Consider the following 21195-nt stretch of genomic DNA (forward strand, 5'->3'; position numbering starts at 1 on the left):
GGGTGTGACCGAATTGCATGAACTCAGCGCCCTCGACCAGTGGCTGGCGCTCCAGCGGGGCGAAGTCTCGCCGCAGGAGCTGACCCGTCACTATCTCGACCGCATCGACGCTCTGAACCCCGAGCTCGGCGCATTTGTCACGGTGACGAGGGATGCCGCCCTTCGGCGCGCCGAGGACCTGGAGCGCACTGTGCCGCGGACGAGCGCACTCTGGGGCCTTCCGCTCGGAGACAAAGACCTGACGATGAGGCGCGGGGTCGCCACCGGCTTCGGCTCGCGGGCGTTCGCCGGTACGATCTCGCCCCGGTCGGACGAGATCGTCGAGGTGCTCGACGGTGCCGGGGCGGTCAGCCTCGGCAAGACCAACACCCCCGAGTTCGGCATGCATGGCTACACCGAGTCGCTGGTGGCTCCTCCCGCCAGGAACCCCTGGGACACGGCACTCGGCGCGGGAGGTTCGAGCGGGGGAGCCGCCGCGGCGGTGGCCGCCCGGCTCCTTCCGTTTGCTCCCGGGAGTGACGGCGGCGGGTCGATCCGCATTCCGGCAGCAGCCTGCGGTCTCGTCGGGATCAAGCCGTCACGCGGTCTGGTTCCGGCTGGCTCGGGTATCGACTCGCTCGGCGGACTTGCGGTCAAGGGCCCGCTGGCGCGCTCAGTGACGGATGCCGCTCTGCTCCTGGACGCGATGATCGGACGCCGTAACGGACAGATCGACCATCACTTCGCTCTTCGGGCTCCGGATGAGAACGACGGAGACCTGCTCGGTGCCGCTGTTCGCGGAGAAGGCAGGTACTCCATCGGGGTGCTCGCCAATTCGCCCTTCGAGGAGTCGATCGATATCGAGGTCGCTCCTGAGGCATCCGCTGCGGTCAGTATCGCCCTCGCTCATCTGGCTGCGATGGGTCATGGCATCGACGACCTCGCCCTCGAACACGATGGGGTGTACCTCGACGCATTCCGACGGCTCTGGCGCATCTCTGCGGCGACGATTCCGGTCGACGACGACCGGTTGGAGCTTCTGGAGCCGGTGACGAGGCACCTGGTGCGTTCCGGTCGCGAGCTCGGGGCGCGGGAAGTCGCCGAAACGCTCGCCACCCTGTCGGCATTCGAGCGCAGCGTCATCGCCCAGTTCTCGGCGTTCGATGCGGTGATCACGCCGACGTTGGCCCAGACGCCTCGGCCGATCGGCTGGTTCGACACCGAAGACGCTGACCGGAACTTCGTGCAGCAGTGCCAGTATTCGCCGTTCACGTCGCTGGTGAACGTCGCCGGGCTTCCGGCGATCACGCTGCCCGTTTCGGAGACCGCAGACGGGCTCCCGATGGGAATCCAGCTGATCGGCCGGCCGGGCGGTGAGTCGACGTTGCTGTCGCTGGGGAGCCAGCTCGAGCGCCGAATCCGGTGGCAGCACCGGACGCCGGCGATCGCCGCTCGAGAAACGTGACGCCGTTCGAGGGCAGATGCCACAGAATGGTTCCATGACGACTGCCGCCCGCGTGCACCTTTCGAAGACTCGGCCGACCGCGTACGCGAAGCTCGCAGCGCTGTCGGCCGAGGTCGGCCAGCTGGCGCGGGACGCGGGTATCGAGCCGCTGCTGTCAGAGCTCGTGCAGATGCGGGCGTCGCAGATCAACGCGTGTGCGTATTGTCTGCGGGTTCACACCCGGAAGGCGATGGCCCTGGGTGAGACGGCCGAGCGGTTGACGGTCCTCTCGGCCTGGCGTGAAGCGGGACTGTATTCGGAGCGGGAGCGGGCGGCGCTCGCACTGACCGAAGCGATCACGCTCGTCGCCGATGGTCACGTGCCCGATGACGTGTATGAGGCAGCCCGTGACGTCTTCGACGAGGTCGAGTTCGCCACCCTGTCGTGGGTCATCGTCTCGATCAATGCATTCAATCGCATCGCCGTGACCAGCAGGTATCTCGTCGATCCCGAAGAGTCCTGAGGCGGTGTGGTCGTCTGCTCGACTCGGCTGTGAGCGGGCTGGGCAGCGGCCGATCGGTGTGGCCTATTCAGGTAAGGCTTGCCTATACTGGAAGGGACATGACCGTACAGACCCGCGCCGACCATTCCGGTCACACAGCGAACGAAGCGAACCACAAGCATCGCGTCCAGTTCCTCATCGCCGGTGACGAATCAGCGCTCCCGGAGCTCGAAGCAGTACTCACAACTCTTCCGTTGTGCGCAACCGGGCGCGTGTTCGTCGAGGTCGCCGATGAGGATGCGGTCGGCGTTCTCAGCGCTCCTCCGCGAATGACGGTTACCTGGCTTCCTCGGTCGCGTCGTTCTGGTGCTCCCGGGACGGGTCGTGGCTGCGCTCCCGGAGAAGCGGCGTCCCGAGCTGTTCGGGCGTGGGCCGGCGAGATGCTCTGCGAGCACCCGGAAGAGGTGCACGTCTGGCTGGGGGGACACTACCGGGGCGTTGCCGAGTCGCACGATTACCTCACAACAGGGCTTGGCGTCGCTGCCGACGTCGTCCAGACCCCTCCCGCATATCGACTCGGTGCTGTGCGCTGACCTCAGCAGCTTTGCTCTTCCTGGTGCGAAAAGTGGGTCCTCGTGAGCAACCCGCTGATCGTCTCTGCTGTCACTCGGAGTGTGCCCACCGTTCGGCGCCAGCTCGCTCCAAGTCGCGCTGGAGCCCCTGCGGTGATTTCGACGGGAGCGGTATGGGCCGCTCGAACGGGTCGATCCCCGGCGGCGGGATGGCGAAGTAGTCGGTGTCGACCCGGACGATCTTCCAGCCGTTGTTGTGAAGGAGCATGTGACAGTACCGGCAGAGGAGGATTCCGTCGGCGAGATCGGTCGTGCCGTCTTCTGCGCACCATTCATTGATGTGATGCGCCTCGGTGTAGGACGGTGGCCGATCACAGTCGAGCATGCGGCAGCCCCCATCGCGCAGTGCGAGAGCGATGCGCTGTTTCGGGGTGAACAGCCGTTGCTCGCGGCCGACGTCGAGGGGAGTTCCTGCGCCGTCGACGGTGATGACGGTCGTTCCGCTGACGCACTTCTGACGACCGATAAAGCTCAGGGGGACGGCCTCGCCGGTGTCTTCGAGATATCCGACCGAGCCGGTCGAGACGGCGGGAGCGTGATTCTTCTGCGTCACGATCACGCGAACCCCTGGCTGGCGCGAACCGAATGCGAGGGTCGGGTCTGCCTCTGACCCGGCCTTGAGCAGATCCATCATGAGGTCGAAGACGAGCTGGTCGTTGCTGCGCGGGTCGAGCCTGAGCTTGTCGGCCCGTTCGGCATCGGCCGGGTCGACGAAGCGGGGACCACCGCGGCGGGGACGCATCGCCGCGCCGACGATCGCGTCGGCCCAGGCTGCTGATTCTTCGTCGAATTGCACCCATGCGGTTCTGGCGCCGTGTTCGTTGCGCCCGAACCGCCAGGTTCGATTCTGATAGCGCTGATCCCAGCGAATGGTGACTCCGTCTGGATCGATCGCATCACGGAGCTGCCTGGCCCGGCGACCCAGCTCGTCGGCATGGACGCCGACAGCTGAGGAGACGATCTCCTCAGCCGCTTGGCGAAGTGACTCGGTATCGAGTCGCTCGTTCGGCTCGCCGAGCCCGCGCATGATGACCGTTACCGCTTCGGTGCGGATCACGCCGTCGCGTGCGGCCCGGGTGACTGGCTCATACCACGGGGGCACAGGGCGGCCAGACCCGGGATCTGGAGTGGTGCCGCCGACACCGTCAGCGTCGATCACAGGAGGCGCGTCGGTCGGGGATGGCGCGATGCCGGCTGCGGCGATCGTCGCAGCATCCGCCTCGCCCATCGCGCCGCCGAGCTTCACCTGTCTGAACGCCTCAGTGCGCGTCGACCCCGTGAGGCGCTGCACCATGTCGACGGCTGTCCGGTCGCCAGTCGACTGGGCAAGGCCGGCATAACCGAGCGCGCGCTCCGAACGCTTGGCGACCACTCCGGCGCCAGCCGCGATGATGGCGTCGAACTCGGAGCGGGCTCGCGCGGCGTCTCGCAGGAGGTCTTGCAGTTCGTGGTCTGATGCTTCGTCGATAACCGTGGAGAGCGGCCGCGAGATGGAGGGGCCGGGATCGACGGAACCTGCCACGCCACCCGGCTCGCTGCTGACCGAAGCCCACGGTTCCGGGGCAGTCTGCTCGATCCTCGCCTCGAACAGAGCCAGTCGATCGCACACGCTCTGTGCGATCTCCCTGACCTGATCTGACATCTTCGCCATGCCTCGATTTTACCGCAGATAACCAAAATTAGAAAGTATGTTCGAGTGTTCGGTGGAGAACTCGTCGAGGCTGTCGCGATAATGGAGCCATGGCATCCGACATCCCGACCCGAACTCTGAACGACGGCCACACCATTCCGCAGCTCGGTCTCGGTGTGTACAAGGTCTCGGATCGCATCGCCGCGGATGTCGTCACCACGGCCATCGACGCCGGGTACCGCCATCTCGATACGGCCGCCCTGTACGCCAACGAGAAGGCAGTGGGGGAGGGCATCCGACGATCGCAGGTCGAACGCGACCAGCTGTTCGTCACCACGAAGGTGTGGAACTCCGACCATGGCTTCGATTCGACCCTGCGCGCTTTCGACACCAGCATGGCGCTGTTGGGGCTCGACGTGCTCGACCTCTACCTCATTCACTGGCCGGCACCGGCCCAGGACCGCTACGTCGAGACCTGGAAGGCGCTCGAGCGGCTGCAGGCCGATGGTCGGGTCGCCTCGATCGGTGTGAGCAATTTTCACCCCCACCATCTGGAACGTCTCGTCGCCGAGACCGGCGTCGTGCCCGCTGTGAATCAGATCGAGTTGCACCCGTGGCTGCCTCAGCTGGAGGCGCGCGCCTTCCACGACCGGCACGGCATCCTCACTGAGGCGTGGTCGCCACTCGCCCGCGGGGGAATCCTCGGCAACCCCACGCTCGACCTTCTCGCCGACAAGCATGACGTCAGTGTCGCGCAGGTCGTGATCCGCTGGCACCTCCAGCTCGGAAACGTCGTGATTCCCAAGTCGGCGACGCCGTCACGCATCGTTGAAAACATCGATGTCTTCGGTTTCGAGCTCGACGGTGCCGATCTCGCCGCGATCGCCACCCTCGAGTCCGGAGAGCGGACGGGCCGCGACCCCGACGACCTCGACTGAGTCGGCGACCCGTCAGGGGCTTGCATCCGGTCAGCCGATTGCGGCGCGAACCTGCGGCATCACATCGGTGGCGAGCAGTTCGATCGAGCGCATCACCAAGGCGTGAGGCAGGCCGGACCAGTCCATTTGCAGAGCGTGCCGGTCGTACGCGAGATGCCCGTGGAGCGCGATGATCTTGTCGGCGACCTCGTTGGGGCTTCCGGTGAAAATGGCACCCCTGCGTGCGGTCTGGCTGTCGTAGCCGAGCCGGCTCGGAGCGGTGAAGCCGCGCTCGGCTGCGATCTTCGTCATCGACGTCTTCCAGTACGGGTAGAAGGTGTCCTTCGCCTCCTGGCTCGTCGGTGCCACGAATCCCGGGCCGGAGACAGCGACCTTCAGGGCGGATGCATCGTGCCCGGCCTTCACGCCGGCCTCACGGTAGAGCCCGGCAAGTGGGGCGAACTGTTCGGGGTAGCCACCGATGACCGCATAGTTGATCGGCAGGCCGAGATACCCGGCGCGCATCGATGACTCCGGGTTTCCGCCGGTCGCGATCCAGATGTCGAGCTTGTCGCCGTACGGTCGGGGCAGGATCAGCGCGTCGTCGAGTGCCGGACGGAATCTGCCGCGCCAGGTGACCCGCTCGTTCTCGTTGAGTTCGAGCAGCAACCCGAGCTTCTCTTCATAGAGGTCGTCGTAGTCGGCCAGGTTCGCGCCGAACAGCGGGAACGATTCGATGAACGACCCGCGGCCGGCTGCGATCTCGGCGCGGCCCCCGGTGAGTTGATCGATCGTGGCGAACTGCTGGAACACGCGCACCGGATCCTCGGTCGAGAGCACGGTGACGGCACTCGACAGCCGGATGTTCTTCGTCACCGTCGCCGCTGCCGCCAATACGGTCGCCGGCGAACTGATCGAGTACTCGGGTCGGTGGTGTTCGCCGATTCCGAACCAGTCCAGTCCGGCCTCGTCTGCGAGTGTGATGCGTTCGATCGTCTCTCGCAGTTGCTGGCCAGGGGAGACCAGTGCGCCCGTCGCCGGGTCGGTGGGGATGTCGCCGAAGCTGTATACGCCTAATTCCATACTCATGAATACACCGCGCTGCTCCGGACTATTCCCGCGCCGTCCGCCGTCGTCGAGCCGGCCGGAGATATCCGCCCTTCTCCAGTCCGGCCTCGATCTCGAAGCGGTTGTGCAGGGGGTTCCGCCCGGCGAAAAAGTACAGAACGGGGAACAGCATCCCGTACCGCTGCCACTGGCGTTTGTGGATTGCCTCGTGTTCGAGAATGTCCTCCGACACGTTGGAGCGGGTCAGGTAGCACCCGCCGACGCAGGAGCCACCCCGGCCGAACGTCCAGGACGGCATGCCGGTGAACACCCAGAGACCGTTGCGCCGCTGCACCTGCCCGGTCGACCAGATCGATCCCCACACCAGTCCGATCAGGTGGGCGTAGAGGTACCCGAGCCGACTCACGGGGGAGTCGACGAGCATCCGCTTCATCGCTCGTTCCGGTACGTCTCAAGCAACCGCAGCCAGATTTCGCTCATCGTCGGGAACGAGGGGACCGCGTGCCAGAGCCGGCTGAGCGGAACCTCGCCGACGACCGCGATGGTCGCCGCGTGGAGCAGCTCACCGACATCCTGGCCGACGAAAGTGACCCCGAGAAGCACGCCGCGGTCTTCGTCGACGACCGCCCGTGCAGCACCCTCGTAGTCATCCGAGTGCAGTCCGGCGCCTGACACTCCGGCGAAGTCGTAGTCGACGACCCGAGTGCGGTATCCCGCCTTCGTCGCGGCCGCAGCGGTGAGACCGATCGAGGCGACCTGCGGGTCGGTGAAGATGACGCTCGGAACGCGTTCGTGGTCAGCGGATGCCGCCCGGTCGCTCCACGCTGCCGGCTCGGAATCGTCGCCGGCAGCTCGTGCCCCGATGACGGTCCCCGCCGCGCGCCCCTGGTACTTGCCCTGGTGGGTGAGGAGCACCCGGTGGTTGACATCACCGACTCCGTAGAGCCAGCCTCCGTCGACGCCGGTGACCAGGAGCGAATCGTCGACGTCGAGCCACGCGCCCGGTGTGAGTCCAACGGTTTCGAGGCCGATGTCTGTCGTCCGTGGTGTGCGTCCGGTCGCGACGAGAACCTCGGCCGCTGTCACCGATGTTCCGGAGTCGAGGGTGATCGAGACGCCGTCGCCCGATCGTTCGACAGCGACCGGGACGTCCTGGAGCAGCCTTGCGCCTGCCGCCTCGAGACTCTTCGACACCGCTGCGACAGCGATGTCTTCGAGCCCGGCGAGCAAGCCGCTGCGGGCGATCACGGTGACCGTCGAGCCGAGTGCCGCGTACAGCGTCGCCATTTCGGCGGCGACGACCCCTCCGCCGATGATCGCGATCGAGTCTGGGACGGTTTTCACCGCCGTCGCCTCCCTGCTCGTCCAGGGGACGGCATCCCGAAGCCCGGGAATGTCGGGGATGAGCGCGGCAGAGCCAGTGGCGATGGCGACGGCGTGCCTCGCGGTGAGGGTGACGATCCCGTCGTTCGGCGTGGTCACATCGACCGTCCGGATCCCGGTCAGCCGGCCATGGCCCCTGACCAGCGCAATGCCGCTCTCCTCGAGCCAGGGCAGGGATCCTGAGTCGTCCCAGTCGTTCACCCAGTAGTCGCGGCGGCCGAGCACGGCCCCGACGTCGACCGGTCCGGTCACGGCCTCCTTCGCGCCGCGGACCCGGCGGGCGGCGTCGACAGCGGCCGGAGGGCGGAGCAGCGCCTTCGACGGGACGCACGCCCAGAAGGAGCAGTCACCGCCGACGAGTTCACTCTCCACGATCACGCAGGAGAGGCCGGCTTTGGTGGCGTAATCGGCCACGTTCTCGCCGACCGGTCCAGCGCCCAGGACGATGAGGTCATACTCGGTGTCGGTCATGGTCCGAGATTAGCGGCAGGACCCGGGAGGTGGCAGGGTCAGCGTGCGAGCGCGCCGAGGATTCTCAGGATGGTACCGAGGTCGTCGACGGCGTGGTCGGCGCTCGCCGGAGCGAAGCCGGTGATCCCGCTGCCGACGACGTCGAATCGGGCTTTCACCGCGGCGATCAGCTCGACGAGTGAGACAGCGGGGAGTCCGAACGGCTCGGCCCAGTCGGTCCCGGCGATGTCGGCTGGGTCGAGCACGTCGAGATCGACGTGGATGTAGACGCGGGATGCTCCGGACGACGCGATCGCCTCGACCACCCGCTCGGGTGTCAGGTCCTCAACCGGCAGCATCCGCACGGCGGATCCGTCGAGAAATTCCTGCTCGGCGGGGTCGATGTCGCGAGCGCCAGCGAGGATGAGCCGACCGGGCGCGAGCGGCGTGCGGGGCGTGAGGTTGGGTACGCCGTCGCCGAGGAGTGCCCTGAGCACCATGCCGTCGAACGCTCCGGACGGCGAACCGTCTGCGGTGTTGAGGTCAGGGTGGGCGTCGAACCAGAGCACGCACGTGTTTTCGTCGGCGGAGAGCACGTGGTCGACGGCGGCGAGTTCGACGGAGCATCCGCCGCCAACGGTGATCACCGGACCGCCGGCGGACCGCAGGGCGGCCTCCTGTCGCTCGCGGATGATCGTGAGCGACGACAGCCTGAGCACACCGGTGTCGAGCGATTCGCCGGCTTCGGCAGGGACGTCGACGAGCACGGTCGCGCTGGACGGGAGGTCGCCACGGATGGCATTCGCCCCGTCGATGAGGCGCATCGCCCGCGATGAACCGGAACCCTGCCAAGCGGGCACAACTACGAATGTCGCCATCCCCCCAGTATCGGGCTTTTCCGAGTACCGCGCGACGTATGGCTCACGCCGCGTCCGACAGGCGTATCGGTTGCCGCGTTGCGGGCGACTGTTGCGGCCTGTTGCGTTCACGGATGGCAGGAAATCGGCCGGGCAGGGCAGAATGGGGGATACGTCTGGCCAGAACACGACAGGAGGACCGGATGACACGCCCTCCGAGTGGCCGCCGTCTCGTCATGGTCGAAGTGACCGCGCAGCGCGAGCACTCGCCGGCGTACGACGCCTACGTGCGCACCATGATCGACCGCGCTGCGGCTGACGCCAGGGACTCCGGGTGGGATGTCAGCCAGCTGTCCGCCGCCGACCTCGGCGTCGACGGTCTCCTGCATGCCGCCGATGACGCCGACGCGGTCGTCATCATGGGCGGCGAAGACATCGATCCACAGTTTTACGACGGTGAGCGGGGCTACGAGGGCGAGGGCTACCATTTCGAGGTGGCGGATGCCGCCCAGATCCAGCTGGTGAGGGTCGCCGCCGCCCGGGGGATCCCCGTACTCGGAATCTGCCGCGGCCACCAGGTGATCAATGTGGCGCTCGGCGGCACCCTCCTGCAGCACGTCGACGCGGCCGGCCACAGGAACATCGATCTGCCGGTCGAGTACGCGCTCGTCGAGCACCCGGTGCGCCTGCTCGCCGGCAGCGGTCTCGGAGCCAGATACGGTCGCGACCACATCGTCGTGCAGAGCGCACACCACCAGGTCGTCGACCAGCTCGGCACGGGTCTGCAAGCTGTCGGCTGGGCTCACGACGGTCACATCGAGGCGATCGAACACGAGACGTTGCCGATCACCGGGGTGCAGTGGCACCCGGAGGCACTCCTCGCGCCGTCCGGTCAGCTGCGGGTGCTGCTCGACGCACTCGCCGACCAGACCGAGACGGTGCTCGAGAGCGCCTGACGGCATCCGCCCGACGCCCTGGTGTCGCCGGGCCCGCTCTCGGGTCCGCCGACGAGTGCAGGCGGACCCGGGAGTGTTACTGCTGGTTCGGCGTGTACGGAGCGCCCTGCGTTGCCTCGACGGCAGCCTGGGGCTGCGAGCCGGAGACGGCGGGGGCACCGCCGGACTTCATCGCTGCGAGTCGCGCTTCGACCTCGGTGAGTTCGCCGATGTCCTCGAGCGACTCGAACTGGGCGTCGAGGCTCGACGCGGTCAGTTCCTGCTGACCGCGAACCTTCGCCTCTTCGCGACGGATCTTGTCTTCGAACCGGGAGACCTCGCTCGTCGGGTCGAGGAAGTCGATGCTCTTGACGGCATCGGCCACCTTGCGCTGGGCCTCGGCGGTCTTCGCACGCGCGAGGAGCTCGCTGCGCTTGCTCTTCAGCTGCTCGAGCTTGCCCTTCATGCCGTTGAGGCCGTTCTTGAGCTGCTCGACCACCTGCGTCTGCGAAGCGATCTGCGGCTCAGAGGCGCGGGCCTCGTTCTCGGACGCGATCTGGCGTTGCAGGGCGATCTTGGCGAGGTTGTCGAACTTGTCAGCGTCTGCTGCGTTGCCCGAGGTGCGGTACTCGTCGGCCTTTCGGCTCGCGGCGAGAGCCTTGTTGCCCCAGTCGCTCGCTGCACGCACATCTTCGGAATGGTCTTCTTCGAGGAGACGCAGGTTGCCGATGGTCTCGGCGATGGCACTCTCGGCGTCGGCGATGCTGTTGGTGTAGTCGCGGACCATCTGATCCAGCATCAGCTGGGGGTCCTCCGCCTGGTCGATGAGCGCGTTGATGTTCGCCTTCGCCAGCTGGGCGATTCGCCCGAAGATCGATTGCTTGGTCATGGTCTTCCTCTCGATCGTTGTGTGTATTTCGGCGGCCGTCAGAACCGGCCGCCTCCCCGGCGGGAGCGAGTGCCGCTTCCGCCGAAACTTCCTGCGCTGCGACCGCTGGATCGTCCGCCGCCGAACCCGCCGCCGCCTCCTCCGCCGCCGAACCCGCCGAACCCGCCGAACCCGCCGAACCCGCCGAATCCGCCACTCGAGCGTCCGCCTCCAAGCACCGAGTTGATGATGATCCCGCCGAGAATGGCGCCCATCATGCCGTTGCCTGACTGTTGGTTTCCGCCGGGGAATCCGCCCTGCATGCCGAAGCCCGACACGTCGGACTGAGCAGCGTCGATCGCCCCGCGGGCGAGTTGGTCGGCGATCTGGGCGCTTGCGAGCGCCGAAACCGGGTCGGATGCCGCGAGCTGCTGCGCCTGCACGAGGTTGCGTCCTGCTTCGGCGAGCCGGGTTCTGGCATCCGCCCCCACGGCACCGCGCCGCGTCGTGATGTAGTCCTCAGCGGCTGAGACCTGGGCTCCTGCGGCGGAGAGCGCCTGACCGAGCTGGGACTGCGCACGCTGCAGCCGGGCCTGGTCGTCGCGCACCTGCTGGAGGATGCCGTCGATCGACGTGTTGGCGGCTTCCAGCCGTGACAGGAGCTCGCGGGGGGAGTGACCTCCTGCGGTGCGCCTCTGCTCGACCTCGGTGATGACCGACCCGGTCGCGGAGATCACATTGACGAGGGAACCGTCGGGATCGGGTTGGGAACGCGCGAGCTGCAGATCATTTTTCAGATCCGCCAGAACATCAGCGATGGACCGGTCTGCGGCGTCGAGATCCGTGCCGAGCTTGTCGATGGCGTCGAGCAGCAGTCCGGCCTGGTCGAGAGCCTCCTCCGCCGCTCGGATGCTCACCGCGGCACCGGGCAGGTCGCCCGAGGCGATGTCGGCTTCCGCAGAACCGAGCGTCTGGTCGGCGAAAGCGACGCGATCGGCCGACTGTTCGGTGTTGTCGGCGACTGTGCTCACAGCGACAGGTGCGTAGCGAGCGGAGAGCGAGGTCAGCGTCTGCTCTGCCGCGGTCGACCGGGTGAGCAGCTGCTGTTGTTCGGCGCGGAGCGCAGCGACCGCTGCCGGAGCATTCTGCTCGAGCTTGCGCAGGTCGTCGAACGCGTCGGCTTCGGCGTCGAGAGCGGCGTTCGCGTCGACGCAGAGCCTGATGATCTCGGCGTTCCAGCTGCGCACCTGCTGTTCCGTGTCCGGTTCCACGTCGGTGAGCTGCTGGCGGATCGTGAACGCCTGCGAGAGGTTGTCCTTCGCCGTGGTGAGAGCCGTTCGGAACGCAGCCACGGTCTCCTCGCCGTATTGCGCCACGGCGAATCCGATTTCTTCCTCACTCGTCTTCACGGCGTCGTCCGTGTCGACGAGGGCGCTGCCGGCCTTGCGGGCGAGGTCTTCTGTCGAAACGGCGGCCAGCGCTGCCGGTTCCCCCGCTCGCGGATCGATGGCGGGCTTCTTTGTGCGGCGGCGCATGGCACCGACGACGATAACGATCCCGGCGATCACAGCGACGGCGATCACGATCCAGATCACCGTGTTCGCACCGCCCCCACTGCTCCCGGACGACGCGACGTCTCGCCCGTTGACGGCATTGTTGAGACCGGATGCCGCGGCGACGGCGGCTCCCGCCCAATCGTCATCGGTCAGCCGGGGCTGAACCAGCCGCTGCTCGATCTCGCCGAGCTGCTCGTCTGACACCGGGCCGTCTGTGGCGCCCGACAGGTAATAGGCACGCTGATCTGTGGCCACGGCGAGGAGGTACTGCGACGGACCGAGCCCGTTCGTCTCCGCGGTGCCGTTCGCCCAGGCATCCGCCTCGGTCGGATTGGTGAATTCGTCGACGAAGACCACCCACAGATCCGCGCCGGCATCTGAGCGGAGTTCATCGATCGCCGACTCGATCTCGGAGACTTGCGACCCGGAGAGCACTCCGGCGTCATCGAGCACTCGCTCGGACCCGAGCTGCACCGGATCGGTGGCCAGCGCGGCGGTCGGTGTCCCCAGAACCACGGCGGCGCACACGGCCGCGACTGCCCAGACTGAGCGTGCCCGCATCTGCCCGCCTTCTGTTCGCCGGTGGAGGTACGCCCCGAGTCTAGGGTTGCCTGCCTGAATGCGTCCAGAGAGTCGGTTGGACCTTGCGTGTGAGGCGCGCGCGTGGCATCCGTCGCCTTCGGGGGAGGGCGACTACCGTTGCCCGGGTGAGTTATGACCCGTACGGACGTGATGTTCTCGCCACGGACTGGCGCAAGAGTAAGACCCCGCCCCCGGTGGAGCATGAAGCTCGTGCCGACCTTGTCGTCGAAGAAACGGCAACGGGTTGGTGCGGGGCCGTCACCGGGATCGAGGGCAAGACGGTCCAACTCGAAGACCGGCACGGCAAGCGTCGGGTTTTTCCGCTCGGACCCGGCTTTCTGCTCGAGGGCACTCCGATCGTCCTCGTCGCACCACGCAAAAAGGCGGGCGCGCCGGCGCGCACCGCATCAGGGTCGTTCGCCGTCGCCGATTCCAGGGCACGCGTTGCGCTCCCCTCGCGGATTTATGTCGAAGGTCGCCACGACGCCGAACTGGTCGAGAAGGTCTGGGGTGACGACCTTCGGGTGGAGGGTGTGGTCGTCGAATACCTCGGTGGTATCGACGACCTCGGCGCGATCATCGCCGACTTCGCGCCGACGCGCACACGGCGGGTGGGCGTGCTCGTCGACCATCTCGTTCCCGGGTCGAAGGAGTCGAGGATCGCGGATGCCGTGATGCGCGGCAACCACGGAGGGAACGTTCTCGTTGTGGGGCATCCGTACGTCGACGTCTGGCAGTCGGTGAAGCCGGCGCGGGTCGGGCTGACGGTGTGGCCCGAGATCCCGCGCTCGATCGAGTGGAAGAAAGGCATCTGCGCTGCTCTCGGCCTTCCGAACGAGACGCAGGCAGACATCGCCAGGGCCTGGCAGGCGATCCTGGGGCGGGTGCGCACCTACTCCGACCTCGAACCCGCGTTCCTCGGCCGGGTCGAGGAACTCATCGACTTCGTGACCGCTCCGTAGGGATTCGCAGGAGATCGCACAGCGCGAGATAAGGAAACAGGAACGAGATAAGGACCAGAACCAGCGAATCGTCCGTGCCTCGCGCTGATCTCCTTCTGCCGAGTCGACGCAGGACGCCGCTGCGCACGTTTCGCAGGAGATCGCGGGGGGTCTCAGCTCCCCGTGTAGTGCATGACGTGCTTGATGCGGGTGTAGTCCTCGAACCCGTACAACGACAGGTCCTTGCCGTAACCGGAATGCCCGAACCCGCCGTGGGGCATCTCGGCGACGATCGGGATGTGCGTATTGATCCACACGCAGCCGAAATTCAGCGTCTTCGCTGCGCGCATCGCCCGTCCGTGGTCGGTGGTCCACACCGAGGACGCCAGTCCGTAGCGCACGCCGTTCGCGAGCCGGAGGGCCTCGGCCTCGTCGACGAACGACTGCACGGTGATGACCGGTCCGAAGATCTCCTCCTGGATCACCTCGTCCTGCTGCCGAAGCCCGGAAACGATCGATGCCTCGAAAAAGTATCCGGGGCGGTCGATGCGGTGCCCACCGAGTTCGACGATGGCATGGTGTGGCAGCCGGTCGAAGAATCCGGTGACCCGGCCGAGCTGCGCGGCGTTGTTCACCGCGCCGAAGAACACGTCCTCGTCTGGCGCCCCCGTCGTGGCATCCTCGCGGGCGGCAGCGGTCAGCGCCGCAACGAACGCGTCGTGAACGGACGCCTGCACGAGCACTCGCGTCGCTGCCGTGCAATCCTGCCCGGCGTTGAAATACCCTGCAGCCACGATGCCGCGCGCGGCCTTCTCGAGGTCCGCGTCGTCGTAGACGAGAACAGGGGCCTTGCCGCCGAGTTCGAGGTGGACGCGTTTCAGATCGGCGGATGCCGCCCTCGCCACCTCCATGCCTGCGCGCACAGAACCGGTGATCGACACCATCGCCGGTGTCGGATGCTCGATCATTGCGGCCCCGGTCGTGCGATCACCGGTGACCACATTGAAAACGCCTGCCGGCAGGAACTCGGCAGCCAGTTCGGCCAGCATCAACGTCGACGCCGGGGTCGTGTCCGACGGTTTGAGCACGATCGTGTTCCCAGCGGCGAGCGCAGGCGCGAACTTCCATACCGCCATGTTGAGCGGATAGTTCCAGGGTGTGACCTGCCCGATCACGCCGATCGGTTCGCGCCGCACGTACGACGTGTGATCGGCGAGGTATTCGCCGGCGCTGAGACCGTTCAGGGTGCGAGCGGCCCCGGCGAAAAACCGGATCTGATCCGCGGAGAGCAGGATCTCGTCCTCGACGAGGGTGCCGAGGGGCTTGCCGGTGTCCAGCGATTCCACGGCGGCGAACTCGTTCGCCCGCTCGGTGAGCGCATCGGCGATCCGCAGCAGCGCCCTCTGCCGTTCCGACGGCGTGGTCTCGCCCCAGCTCTCGAACGCCTCCGCTGCGGCGTCATACGCGAGTCCGACGTCACGCGCGGTCGACACGGCGCTCGTCGCGTACACCTCACCGGTCGACGGATCACGGATGTCGAGTCGGTCGTCTCCGGAGGCATCCGTTGGCCTGCCGCCGATGAAATTCTGCAGATGACGGGGCATTCGCGGTTCCTTTCCACGAGCACGGGGTGGGAGTAGCCTCAGCGTAATCCGCAGCGACCCACCAGAGGGAGTACCGAGATGACCGACGATGCCGCCGACCTCAGGCGCAAGGCTCACGACCACCTGTGGATGCACTTCACCGACCAGTCCCGGATGGACCGCGAGCCCGGCATCCCGATCATCACCCGCGGTGAAGGTCACCACATCTTCGACGACCGTGGCAAGCGTTACATCGACGGATTGAGCGGCCTGTTCGTCGTGAATGCCGGGCATGGGCGCAAACGGCTCGCCCAGGTGGCGGCGAAGCAGGCCGAGCAGCTCGCCTTCTTCCCGTTATGGTCATTCGCCCACCCAGCTGCGATCGAACTCGCCGACCGGCTCGCCGGCTATGCGCCTGGCGACCTCAACCGGGTGTTCTTCTCCACCAGTGGAGGTGAGGCCGTCGAGACCGCGTTCAAGCTCGCCAAGCAGTTCTGGAAACTCAACGGCAAGCCCGGCAAGCACAAGGTCATTTCACGGGCGGTCGCGTACCACGGCACGCCGCAGGGGGCGCTGGCGATCACCGGCATTCCCGCGATGAAAGAGATGTTCGAACCGGTCACCCCCGGCGGGTTCCGGGTGCCGAACACCAACTTCTACCGTGCGCCTGAACACGGAGACGACCTCGAAGCCTTCGGTCTCTGGGCCGCGAACCGCATCGAGGAGCAGATCCTCTTCGAAGGCGCTGACACCGTGGCCGCTGTGTTCCTCGAACCGGTGCAGAACTCGGGTGGATGCTTCCCGCCGCCTCCCGGTTACTTCACCCGCGTTCGCGAGATCTGCGACCAATACGACGTCCTGCTCGTGAGCGACGAGGTGATCTGTGCATTCGGCCGGATCGGCACCATGTTCGCGTGCGAGCACTACGGTTACCAGCCGGACATGATCACCTGCGCCAAGGGGATGACGAGCGGCTATTCACCGATCGGGGCGACGATCGTCTCAGACCGGATCTATGAACCGTTCAGCACGGGGGAGGCGTATTTCCCACACGGTTACACCTTCGGCGGGCATCCGGTGTCGTCGGCTGTCGCGCTGGAGAATCTCGACATCTTCGAAGAGGAGGACCTCTGCGGCAACGTGCGTGCCAACACCGACACCTTCAGGTCGACACTCGAGAAGCTCCTCGACCTGCCGATCGTCGGAGACGTGCGCGGCGACGGTTACTTCTTCGGAATCGAACTCGTGCGGAACAAGGCGACGAAAGAGACGCTCAGCGGTCCGGAGTCCGCGTACCTGCTCAAGGGAGTCATCTCCAACGGGCTGTTCGAGAACGGGCTCTACTGTCGTGCGGACGACCGGGGAGACCCGGTGATCCAGCTCGCGCCACCGCTGACCGTCGGCCCAGCCGTGTTCGACGAGATGGAGCAGATCCTGCGTGGAGTGCTGACGGACGCGTGGACGAAACTATGACACCCGACGCCGGGTTCGGCGCCCGCATACGACACAAACGGTCGCGTTGTGGTGCGCACTGTGACCGTTTTTGTCCGATGAGGGAAACGACTGCCGCCCGAACGACACAAACGGTCGTGGTGCTGCGCCCACTTCGACCGCTGCCGCTCGTGTGAAAAAGTGTGCCCTCGACAGGATTCGAACCTGCGACCTACGGTACCGGAAACCGACGCTCTATCCCCTGAGCTACGAAGGCGTATGCGACAAAACTACCAGAATTCGGGAGAGCCGAAATTCGTCGCCGATCACTGTCCACGGGGAACGGATGCCGCTCAGCGGCGTGTGAGGATGGACCAATGCATCGCACTGTTTCGGCCCACCTCGAATTCCGGCTCGGCGGCACCAGCGATGTCATTTTGTCCATCGCCGTCGCGGCGGGAACCCCGATCCTGACCGAGACGCTGTCGATCCGCACGCACTCCGGTTCGGTCACTCCGGTGGAGCTGACCGACAAGCACGGTTCGCGGTTGCACCGGTTCACCGGTTACGCCGGCTCGTTCGAGATCCACTACCACGCGGTCGTCGCCGGGCAGCGACCGGTCGAGCCGGCGAGCCCGCTCGACCACATCCTCTACCTCCGCCCGAGCAGGTACGCGGAATCCGACAAGCTGTTCCGGGTCGCCCGCGACCTGTTCGGCGGTCTGCACGGGCAGGTGCTGCTCGACGCGGTCAGCTCGTTCGTTCACGACAGCCTGAGCTACGTGCCCGGGTCGAGCGACGTGGGCGACAGCGCCGCGACGACGTTCCAGTCGAAGCGGGGCGTCTGCCGCGACTACGCCCACCTCGTCATCGCACTCCTGCGGGCATGCGACATGCCGGCCAGGATGGTGTCCGCGTACGCGCCCGGTCTCAAACCGATGGACTTCCACGCCCTCGCCGAGGCGTGGGTCGACGGCTCCTGGCAGATCGTGGATGCCACCCGGCTGGCACCGAGGCAGTCGCTGGTTCGCATCGCGACCGGGCGGGATGCATCCGACATTGCGTTCCTCACCAACCACCACGCCAACCTCACCCTCGACCGGGTCGAGGTGGGTGCCGTCGCGCAGATGCTGCCGATGGATGACCAGCGCACTCCGGTGCTCCTGCCCTAGCGCTACTCCGGAAGGTGTGCGATCGCCGCCTCGGCGAGCTGCTCGGCGTCGCCCGGTTCGAAGAAGGCGACCGAACGCAGAGCCACCCAGTACGCGCCGGTGAAGACCTGCGCCTCGCCCTGATTCTTGATCACCGTGAAGTATCCCTCGACCGGCGGAGCGCCGTAGGTCGGAACCTGCGTGCTCTCGGTCACCGCCAGGTTCTTCAAGGCCGTCAGCTGGTCGTCGGGGAGTTTCGCGACGGCGATGTCGATGGTCTCATTGCTCGAGTTGTTCGCCCATTGGCAGGTGAGCCCGTTCATCCCGGCGATCTGGCCGGCCTTGGTGTCTGCAGCAGGCTGCCCGTCTTCGACGAAACTGATGTTCGGGTTGAAGGCATACATGTCGTCGAGGGTGACGAGCTCCTCGCAGGCCAGGTCGACGGGCTCGCTGACGATCGTTCCATCGGACGGTTCCGTTGTGGATGTCGGGCTCGGCTCCGAGGATGCGCTCGGCGACGGCGATGGGGACCCCGATGAAGCAGGGGCCTCGGCCGGTGCGCAGCCGGAGAAGAGCAACGCCCCGATCATGACAGCGGTGATGGCGAGCGGACGCGCCGTTCGGGAACTGGGGAACGAGGAAGCCATGGACATCTCTCTGCTGGGGGACGCTCCGACGATATCAAGACCGGTATCCCCGCAACCGCGACGGGCCGCGTCCGGCCGGATTCGCGGCTGCGGATAGAATCGAGCGCGTGACTCCTGACGACCTTGCCGCTGCCCTGTTCGACCTCGTCGTCCCGCTCGCCGAAGGCAGACGCTCCGGCGCTGGAGCCGAGATCAACCGGGACGACGTGATCCTCGAGCGTCCGCGCAACCGTGATCACGGTGACTGGTCGTCGAATGTGGCGATGCGGATCGCCAAGCGACTCGATGCCAACCCGCGTGAGATCGCAACCGAACTGGCCACAGGGCTGAGCGCATTGTCTGGCATCGCCACGGCCGAGGTCGCCGGACCCGGCTTCCTCAACGTGCGCCTCGACGCCGCTGCCGCTGGGGCTCTCGCCCGGGTGATCGTCGACGCCGGTGCCGCGTACGGCCGCAACGAGTCACTCGCCGGACAGTCCATCAACCTCGAGTTCGTCTCGGCCAACCCGACGGGCCCGCTGCACATCGGGCACACCCGGTGGGCCGCGCTCGGTGATTCGCTAGCGCGCGTGCTCCGTGCAGCAGGAGCGACCGTCGCCAGCGAGTACTACATCAACGACGCCGGAAGCCAGATGGACACCTTCGGGGCATCGGTCCTCGCCGCCATCACCGGAGCGCCGACGCCAGAGGGCGGATACCCGGGTGCGTACATCGCCGAGCTGGGCCGCCAGGTTCTCGAGATCGAGCCGGGGCTGCTCGAGCTTCCCGCTGATGAGCAGCTCGCCACGGCGCGCGAACTCGCCTACAAACTGCAGCTGGTCGAGATCGAGAAATCCCTCGCCTCGTTCAACGTGCACTTCGACGTCTGGTTCTCAGAGCGAGAACTGCACGACAGGGACGAGAGCGGGCAGAGCGCCATCGACCGCGCGGTCGACCGCCTGCGCGAGCAGGGCCATGTGTTCGACGAAGACGACGCCGTCTGGGTGCGTACCACCGATTTCGGCGATGACAAAGACCGGGTCATCCGCCGAGGCAACAGCATTTACACCTACTTCGCAGCGGATGCCGCCTATTACCTGTCCAAGTCGGATCGCGGGTTCGCGCACAAGATCTACCTCCTCGGTGCCGACCACCACGGCTACGTCCACCGCCTGAAGGCGCTGGCGGGTGCTGCCGGAGACAACCCGGAGACCGACATCGAAATCCTCATCGGCCAGCTCGTCAGCGTCAACGGCGCCAAGCTCTCGAAGCGTGCGGGCAACATCATCGAACTCGACGACCTGCAGGCGTGGCTCGGCACCGATGCCCTGCGCTACTCGCTCGCCAGGTACCCCGCAGACTCGCCGCTCACCCTCGACCCCGAGCAGTTGAAGAAGCGCAGCAACGACAACCCGGTGTTCTACGTGCAGTACGCCCACGCGCGCACCCGCTCCGTCGACCGCAATGCCGCAGCTGCCGGTGTGGACCGTTCGGTCTTCGCGCCCGAGCTCCTCGACCACGAGACCGAGTCTGCGCTGCTCGGCGCTCTGCAGGAGTTCCCACGGATCGTCGCCCAGGCCGCCGAGCTGCGTGAACCGCACCGCGTCGCCCGCTACATCGAAGAGGTGGCCGGCCTCTACCACCGCTGGTACGACAACTGCCGCGTGATCCCACTCGGCGACGAGCCGATCGGCGACGTGCACCGCACCCGCCTGTGGCTCAACGACGCGACCGGGCAGGTTCTCAGCAACGGACTCGACCTCGTCGGTGTCTCCGCGCCCGATCGGATGTGACATGGCTGCAGCAGACGAAGACGGTTGGACCCGGCTGAGCCAGGGTGCAGAAACCGAGCGTGAGCCGGTCCGTCGTTCAGCGGGCCGTCGGTGGATCACCGCGTTCATCGTGATCGTCGTTGCTGCCGTCGTCGTGGTTGGCGGTGCCTTCCTGGCCGAGTCCGTTGCACGCGGGTTCACCCAGGACGCCGTCGCCGCTGCCGTCCAGACGAACCTCCCGTCGAACGTCGAGGCAACGGTCGACGTCGACATCGACGGGGACTGGGTGCTCCTCCAGATCCTCAGCGGGCGGATGGACAGGGTCACGATCTCGTCCGACGACGCACGATTCGACGGCATCCCGGTCGAACGGGTGGTCGTCACGGCATCCGGAGTCCCGATCGATCTCAAGACCGCTGTCGATTCAGTCGACGCAACAGCCACGCTCGATGAGCCCGCGCTCAACGAGCTTCTCACCCTGCCGGGGAACGACCCGCAACTGGTGCTCGGCGATGGGACGGCCGGTTACGAGGATTCGACCACCGTGTTCGGTTTCGACATCGGCTACCTCATCACCGCGGTGCTGACCCCTGACGGAACCGACGTTCTGCTCACACCGCAGAGCGCCGAGGTCACGTCGCCGGTCGGATCGCTCGACGTCTCCTCGATCCTCGACCGGCTCGTCGCGGAACCCGTCACAATCTGCGCGGCCGACCGCCTGCCTGAGGGGGTCACCCTCTCAGACATCGAGGTCGCAGACGGCTTCGCCTCGCTCAGCCTGTCTGCGAACGATTTCGTTCTCTCCGGTTCGTCTCTCCGCACCACGGGGGAGTGCCCGGCAGCGTGAGCTCGCGGCTGGATTCCATGCCCCGCATACGCGACGTGACA

Annotated in this window: 19 protein-coding genes and 1 tRNA gene; 10 read left to right on the forward strand and 10 right to left on the reverse strand. The window is 66.6% G+C overall.

All coding sequences use genetic code 11. The features are described from left to right. The first annotated feature begins 4 nt into the window (after positions 1-4). The 3 genes from IWX78_RS13005 (at position 5) to IWX78_RS13015 (ending at position 2518) form a co-directional block, all read left to right on the forward strand. Positions 5-1444, forward strand: coding sequence for an amidase (locus IWX78_RS13005; RefSeq protein ID WP_196833961.1), 1440 nt, complete (start codon positions 5-7; stop codon positions 1442-1444). Between the two features lie 34 nt (positions 1445-1478). Beyond that, a complete protein-coding gene (locus IWX78_RS13010; RefSeq protein ID WP_196833962.1) occupies positions 1479-1946 on the forward strand; it encodes a carboxymuconolactone decarboxylase family protein in 468 nt (155 codons plus the stop codon). A 98-nt stretch (positions 1947-2044) separates the two neighbouring features. Continuing rightward, complete coding sequence (locus tag IWX78_RS13015) at positions 2045-2518, forward strand: SIP domain-containing protein (protein ID WP_196833963.1); 474 nt, start codon at positions 2045-2047, stop codon at positions 2516-2518. A gap of 70 nt (positions 2519-2588) precedes the next feature. Here IWX78_RS13015 and IWX78_RS13020 read toward each other — a convergent pair whose 3' ends face one another. Further along, positions 2589-4208: an HNH endonuclease signature motif containing protein gene (locus IWX78_RS13020; RefSeq protein WP_196833964.1), complete on the reverse strand. Its 1620-nt coding sequence runs from the start codon at positions 4206-4208 to the stop codon at positions 2589-2591. Between the two features lie 89 nt (positions 4209-4297). Here IWX78_RS13020 and IWX78_RS13025 point away from each other — a divergent pair, with 89 nt between their 5' ends. Next, positions 4298-5125, forward strand: coding sequence for an aldo/keto reductase (locus IWX78_RS13025; protein ID WP_196833965.1), 828 nt, complete (start codon positions 4298-4300; stop codon positions 5123-5125). A 30-nt stretch (positions 5126-5155) separates the two neighbouring features. On the opposite strand, the gene IWX78_RS13030 is transcribed toward IWX78_RS13025, so the two are convergent. Genes IWX78_RS13030 through IWX78_RS13045 form a run of 4 tightly spaced genes read right to left on the reverse strand, consistent with a single transcriptional unit; the run spans position 5156 to position 8883 of the window. Continuing rightward, positions 5156-6193, reverse strand: coding sequence for an LLM class flavin-dependent oxidoreductase (locus tag IWX78_RS13030; protein ID WP_334684734.1), 1038 nt, complete (start codon positions 6191-6193; stop codon positions 5156-5158). A 22-nt stretch (positions 6194-6215) separates the two neighbouring features. Further along, positions 6216-6605, reverse strand: coding sequence for a Fe-S oxidoreductase (locus tag IWX78_RS13035; protein ID WP_196833966.1), 390 nt, complete (start codon positions 6603-6605; stop codon positions 6216-6218). Then, on the reverse strand, positions 6602-8026 hold the full coding sequence (locus IWX78_RS13040; RefSeq protein WP_196833967.1) for a dihydrolipoyl dehydrogenase family protein: 1425 nt from the start codon (positions 8024-8026) through the stop codon (positions 6602-6604). The genes IWX78_RS13035 and IWX78_RS13040 overlap by 4 nt, the downstream gene beginning before the upstream one ends. Positions 8027-8064: 38 nt before the next feature. Further along, positions 8065-8883 carry an arginase family protein gene (locus tag IWX78_RS13045; protein ID WP_196833968.1) on the reverse strand — a complete coding sequence of 273 codons (819 nt, stop codon included), beginning with the start codon at positions 8881-8883 and terminating at the stop codon, positions 8065-8067. Positions 8884-9065: 182 nt separating this feature from the next. Here IWX78_RS13045 and IWX78_RS13050 point away from each other — a divergent pair, with 182 nt between their 5' ends. After that, a complete protein-coding gene (locus tag IWX78_RS13050) occupies positions 9066-9818 on the forward strand; it encodes a gamma-glutamyl-gamma-aminobutyrate hydrolase family protein (RefSeq protein WP_196833969.1) in 753 nt (250 codons plus the stop codon). A 76-nt stretch (positions 9819-9894) separates the two neighbouring features. On the opposite strand, the gene IWX78_RS13055 is transcribed toward IWX78_RS13050, so the two are convergent. Next, positions 9895-10686: a PspA/IM30 family protein gene (locus IWX78_RS13055; protein ID WP_196833970.1), complete on the reverse strand. Its 792-nt coding sequence runs from the start codon at positions 10684-10686 to the stop codon at positions 9895-9897. 38 nt (positions 10687-10724) lie between these two features. Continuing rightward, positions 10725-12782: a TPM domain-containing protein gene (locus tag IWX78_RS13060; RefSeq protein ID WP_196833971.1), complete on the reverse strand. Its 2058-nt coding sequence runs from the start codon at positions 12780-12782 to the stop codon at positions 10725-10727. A gap of 146 nt (positions 12783-12928) precedes the next feature. Between IWX78_RS13060 and IWX78_RS13065 the strand changes: the two genes are divergently transcribed. Then, positions 12929-13765, forward strand: coding sequence for a DUF3097 domain-containing protein (locus IWX78_RS13065; protein ID WP_196833972.1), 837 nt, complete (start codon positions 12929-12931; stop codon positions 13763-13765). 152 nt (positions 13766-13917) lie between these two features. On the opposite strand, the gene IWX78_RS13070 is transcribed toward IWX78_RS13065, so the two are convergent. Next, positions 13918-15348: an aminobutyraldehyde dehydrogenase gene (locus tag IWX78_RS13070; RefSeq protein WP_196833973.1), complete on the reverse strand. Its 1431-nt coding sequence runs from the start codon at positions 15346-15348 to the stop codon at positions 13918-13920. Between the two features lie 78 nt (positions 15349-15426). Between IWX78_RS13070 and IWX78_RS13075 the strand changes: the two genes are divergently transcribed. Further along, entirely contained in the window at positions 15427-16800 is a 1374-nt protein-coding gene (locus tag IWX78_RS13075; protein ID WP_196833974.1) for an aspartate aminotransferase family protein, read from the forward strand. Between the two features lie 162 nt (positions 16801-16962). Here IWX78_RS13075 and IWX78_RS13080 read toward each other — a convergent pair. Continuing rightward, positions 16963-17035 (reverse strand) — tRNA-Arg (locus tag IWX78_RS13080). A 100-nt stretch (positions 17036-17135) separates the two neighbouring features. Here IWX78_RS13080 and IWX78_RS13085 point away from each other — a divergent pair. Then, positions 17136-17930, forward strand: a complete 795-nt coding sequence (locus IWX78_RS13085) for a transglutaminase-like domain-containing protein (protein ID WP_196833975.1) — start codon at positions 17136-17138, stop codon at positions 17928-17930. Between the two features lie 2 nt (positions 17931-17932). Here the strand turns inward: IWX78_RS13085 and IWX78_RS13090 are convergent, their stop codons facing one another. After that, positions 17933-18556: a hypothetical protein gene (locus tag IWX78_RS13090; protein WP_196833976.1), complete on the reverse strand. Its 624-nt coding sequence runs from the start codon at positions 18554-18556 to the stop codon at positions 17933-17935. A 107-nt stretch (positions 18557-18663) separates the two neighbouring features. Here IWX78_RS13090 and argS point away from each other — a divergent pair, with 107 nt between their 5' ends. Together argS and IWX78_RS13100 are read left to right on the forward strand one after the other, a co-directional pair. Then, entirely contained in the window at positions 18664-20328 is a 1665-nt protein-coding gene (gene argS / locus IWX78_RS13095) for an arginine--tRNA ligase (RefSeq protein WP_196833977.1), read from the forward strand. A gap of 1 nt (position 20329) precedes the next feature. Then, the gene (locus tag IWX78_RS13100) at positions 20330-21154 is read left to right on the forward strand and encodes an LmeA family phospholipid-binding protein (protein WP_196833978.1); all 825 of its coding nucleotides are present in this window, start codon (positions 20330-20332) and stop codon (positions 21152-21154) included. The last annotated feature ends 41 nt before the right edge of the window (positions 21155-21195 follow it).

The sequence above is a fragment of the Mycetocola sp. CAN_C7 genome, from assembly GCF_015752285.1.
Classification (GTDB): Bacteria; Actinomycetota; Actinomycetes; order Actinomycetales; family Microbacteriaceae; genus Mycetocola_A.